The sequence below is a fragment of the Aureibaculum flavum genome, assembly GCF_016406085.1.
GTDB lineage: Bacteria > Bacteroidota > Bacteroidia > Flavobacteriales > Flavobacteriaceae > Aureibaculum > Aureibaculum flavum.
The window spans coordinates 1-3464 of the sequence record NZ_JAEHFJ010000023.1 but is presented as its reverse complement, the minus strand read 5'-3'; the positions used below and the strand labels follow the sequence as shown (position 1 = coordinate 3464).

At 29.0% G+C, this 3464-nt stretch carries 4 protein-coding genes; all 4 read left to right on the top strand.

Annotation, left to right across the window (positions count from 1 at the left end):
* Nucleotides 1–290 precede the first annotated feature (290 nt).
* The 4 genes from JBL43_RS20090 to JBL43_RS20075 all read left to right on the top strand — a co-directional run bounded on the left by JBL43_RS20090 (nucleotide 291) and on the right by JBL43_RS20075 (nucleotide 3119).
* Entirely contained in the window at nucleotides 291–1028 is a 738-nt protein-coding gene (locus JBL43_RS20090; RefSeq protein WP_198680044.1) for a DUF6090 family protein, read from the top strand.
* Between the two features lie 58 nt (nucleotides 1029–1086).
* Complete coding sequence (locus tag JBL43_RS20085) at nucleotides 1087–1599, top strand: hypothetical protein (protein ID WP_117883740.1); 513 nt, start codon at nucleotides 1087–1089, stop codon at nucleotides 1597–1599.
* Between the two features lie 58 nt (nucleotides 1600–1657).
* Nucleotides 1658–2401 (top strand): DUF6090 family protein, encoded by a 744-nt coding sequence (locus JBL43_RS20080; RefSeq protein WP_117883739.1) that lies wholly within the window; start codon nucleotides 1658–1660, stop codon nucleotides 2399–2401.
* A 172-nt stretch (nucleotides 2402–2573) separates the two neighbouring features.
* Nucleotides 2574–3119 (top strand): hypothetical protein, encoded by a 546-nt coding sequence (locus JBL43_RS20075; RefSeq protein WP_198843140.1) that lies wholly within the window; start codon nucleotides 2574–2576, stop codon nucleotides 3117–3119.
* Nucleotides 3120–3464 lie beyond the last annotated feature (345 nt).

The following is a 3464-nucleotide window of genomic DNA, read 5'->3' as shown; positions in this document are numbered from 1 at the left end:
CTACGTATATAATAACCTTAATCCTCTCTTTTGTTCTTTATGGTTAATTCACTAAATTTATAAAATGTAAACTTAAGATGTATATAAAAAATAGGGCGTAATGGTGTTTAAATAAAGGCTTGGGCGTATTTACGAAGTCGCCAAATCTTTTGATTTAGCTTTTAGAAAATTAAGATAAAAACAAAATGCAAAAGTTTTGGCTTGTGGCTAAACCGAAAGGTCATCGCTTACAACCTGCCCTACTTTTCATATACTAACCGTTGTGCTTCATTACCAGGAACCGCTAACCAATGATTAAATTCTTTAGAAAAATACGCTACGACCTTATGGAGAAAAACAAAACTGCCAAGTATTTTAAATATGCTATCGGAGAAATTGTACTTGTAGTTATTGGAATTTTAATTGCACTTTCAATTAATAATTGGAATGAAAACAGGAAAAGTGAAAATCAACTTAGCACCATTTACAATGAAGTTGAACAAAACTTAAAGTCTGACCTCTCAAATATAGATGACGTTATAAAACGATATGAACAATTAGAATTGAGAATTGAAAAATTCATTACAGAAGGATATTCAAGTATTCCTTTAGATTCAATTAACGCAACTAATTATTTAGATTTTACTACCATCCCAATTGATATAAATAGTTTTATAGCCTTTGATATTCAAGATAAAGGTATTGGATTACTTAAAACCTATAATGACTTTAACACTAGCGGAAATAAAGACCTAACAAATGAAATTATTCAGTTCTATAATATTGATGAATCTTTAAATTTGGTACTTGATAAATTAAAGGAAGAATCATTTAATAATATAAAATATATTGAACAATTCTCTTGGTATTCAGACCATATGAATATGAAATACAATCCAGGAACGATAGCTTTTTTTGCAAAGAGTAAAATTTTTAAAAATAAGGTTGTGACATATAGATTAATAGCGATTGAAAATTTTTTGCCTATGTTAAGATATTATAAAGAGTCAGCAACTATATTATTAGAAAAAATAGAAACAGCTTATTAAAAATGTAGTAGGTTATTAGACAGACTGACATTAGCAAAAATTTAAAAAACCAATAGATATGAATAAAATAATACTTACATCAATTAGCATAATTTTTGCTTGTAATTCAATTTTCGGACAAACTAATGATGACAAATACGCAAAAGATGTAAAATCAGTAGATGCGATAATAAATGCATATTATGATGTTGTTTCTGGCTCGAGTAGTGAACCTTGGGAGTTTGAAAGAGATAGTTACATTCATTCAAAAAATGCTTTTATTACAAGAATTGATGAAAATGGAAAAGCGAAAACTCATTCTTTGGAGGCGGAATATATACCAATTGGATTATCACCAAAAGAGAATTTTTATGAAAAGGAGCTAAAAAGAATAGTTAGCAAGTTTGGAAATATTGCGCAAGTTTGGAGTGCATTTGAAATACGAACTGACCTAAAAACTGAATCCAATATTAGAGGTCTAAATAGCGTTCAACTTCATTATGAAAATGGAAGATGGTTTATAGACAGTTGGACTTGCGAAATGGAATCTGAAAAGAATAATTTAGTAACTGAATTTTTGAATAAGGAATAATAAACTTTTGCTAAGATGTATAAAACCATTGTGCTTTACTATCAGAAACCGCTAACCAATGATTAAATTCTTTAGAAAAATTAGACAAAACCTGCTGACTGAAAATAAATTCAGCAAATATCTGATTTACGCGATTGGCGAAATTGTACTTGTTGTAATTGGAATTTTGATTGCATTGTCAATCAATAATTGGAACCAAGAACGAATTCAGAAACTTGAAGAACAATCCATTGTAAAGAACATTCATACTGAATATTTGCAAAACAAAGCGATTATAAAAAGAAGAATTGAGGAAAATGAATTATGTGAGGCAGCCCTCAGACAATTAATGAATAATATAGGCAAAGACGAAGATTATCTTAAAAAGCAAAATGTTGATAGTTTACTTTTTTATGCCTTTGACCCTCCTATATTCAGACCCTCGGAAAATACCATTTCTGGTCTAATACAATCGGGACGTTTGGAATTGCTCCAGAATCAGGAATTGGTTAATTTAATATATAATTGGGGACGAACGATGAAAGCATTGACAGATAGAACAACAAGATTTACCGCAAAATTAGATAACGAGATTTTTCCCTATTTATCAAAAAAATATTCCTTTAAAGATATGGATGCCTATGGTCCATTAAATTGGAAAGAAAAATCAAACCTGAAGGTGGATAAACTTCAAATTTTTAAAGAAATTGAATTCGAAAACAATACTGACGAATTTTTATACTGGATTGCAGATAACAAAAACCTATTTATAGAATTAGACCTATTGATAGATAAAATTCTTAAGGAAACTCAATATGACTAAATTATAAATAACGAAAGCACAACAATGGCTATAAGTAATTGCTTGTTCTCGCCTACTACTGAAAATCCTCGCGGATTTTCAATTTGGTGGGTACTTGCGAAGTTAAGTATTAACCCACGCAACTACTCATAGCCGAGACCGTTGTGCCACATTACCAATCACACTCTGAAAAATGAAAATTGATAGAAAAGTTGAAATTATATATTTACTACTAAATGAATTGGAATCGGGAGATGTTTTTGATTTACAATTTAGTAAACTAAAAAATGAAATATCTCTTGATGAATATCGAATCATTGAATCTGAATTAATAAGGTTAAAAGTTGTTGACGTAAAAACTGAACCTAATGGAAACACTTTAAACGGTCTTGCTGAATTTATAATTAACGCAAAAGGTCTTGAAATACGAGAAAACAAGAAAGCAATAAAAAAAATATTGGCAAATAAAAAACCTTTAGATTGGTATAGAATAATTCCTATTTGTGTCGCTGTCATTTTTGGTTCTTTAGGAATTTATCAGAAATATAGTTACAACTCTTTAAATGAGAAATTTCAAGTTTTAGATACTGAGAACGCCTCTTTGCGATCTTTGAATCTTTCTCTAAAATCTGAACTTGTTTCGCTAAAAGCAGATTCGATTTATATAAAGTATAAGCTGAATCTAAATAAAGAAAAACCATTATTAGATACATTGAAAACCAAAAAGGTTTCTTATTGAAAAAACGAATAACTTTTAACATAATATTTGAATTTAAGTTCATTCACTTTAAAACTGGCGGAATGAAAAACCATAATCTGAAAATAAAAAACGTGGCACAACACCTTGTATAATTTATTGCTCATTTTTAGCTTACTTACGAAAGTACTCACGTACTTTCTTGGTTAGTTATTATTTAGTAAATTAGGTGCTTGAAATCGCAACAAACCATATACAACAACGTTAGCTGTAATTTTAAAAAAAACTCATATAATGAAAAATAACATTTTATTTCTATTTCTATTAATTACGATAATCAGTTGTAAGGAAAAAAACGCAAAATCATCAACTAATGAATCAATTCCT

Coding starts and splice junctions, on each gene's coding strand:
- JBL43_RS20090 (WP_198680044.1), top strand. CDS start 291: ATGATTAAATTCTTTAGAAAAATACGCTACGACCTTATGGAGAAAAAC.
- JBL43_RS20085 (WP_117883740.1), top strand. CDS start 1,087: ATGAATAAAATAATACTTACATCAATTAGCATAATTTTTGCTTGTAAT.
- JBL43_RS20080 (WP_117883739.1), top strand. CDS start 1,658: ATGATTAAATTCTTTAGAAAAATTAGACAAAACCTGCTGACTGAAAAT.
- JBL43_RS20075 (WP_198843140.1), top strand. CDS start 2,574: ATGAAAATTGATAGAAAAGTTGAAATTATATATTTACTACTAAATGAA.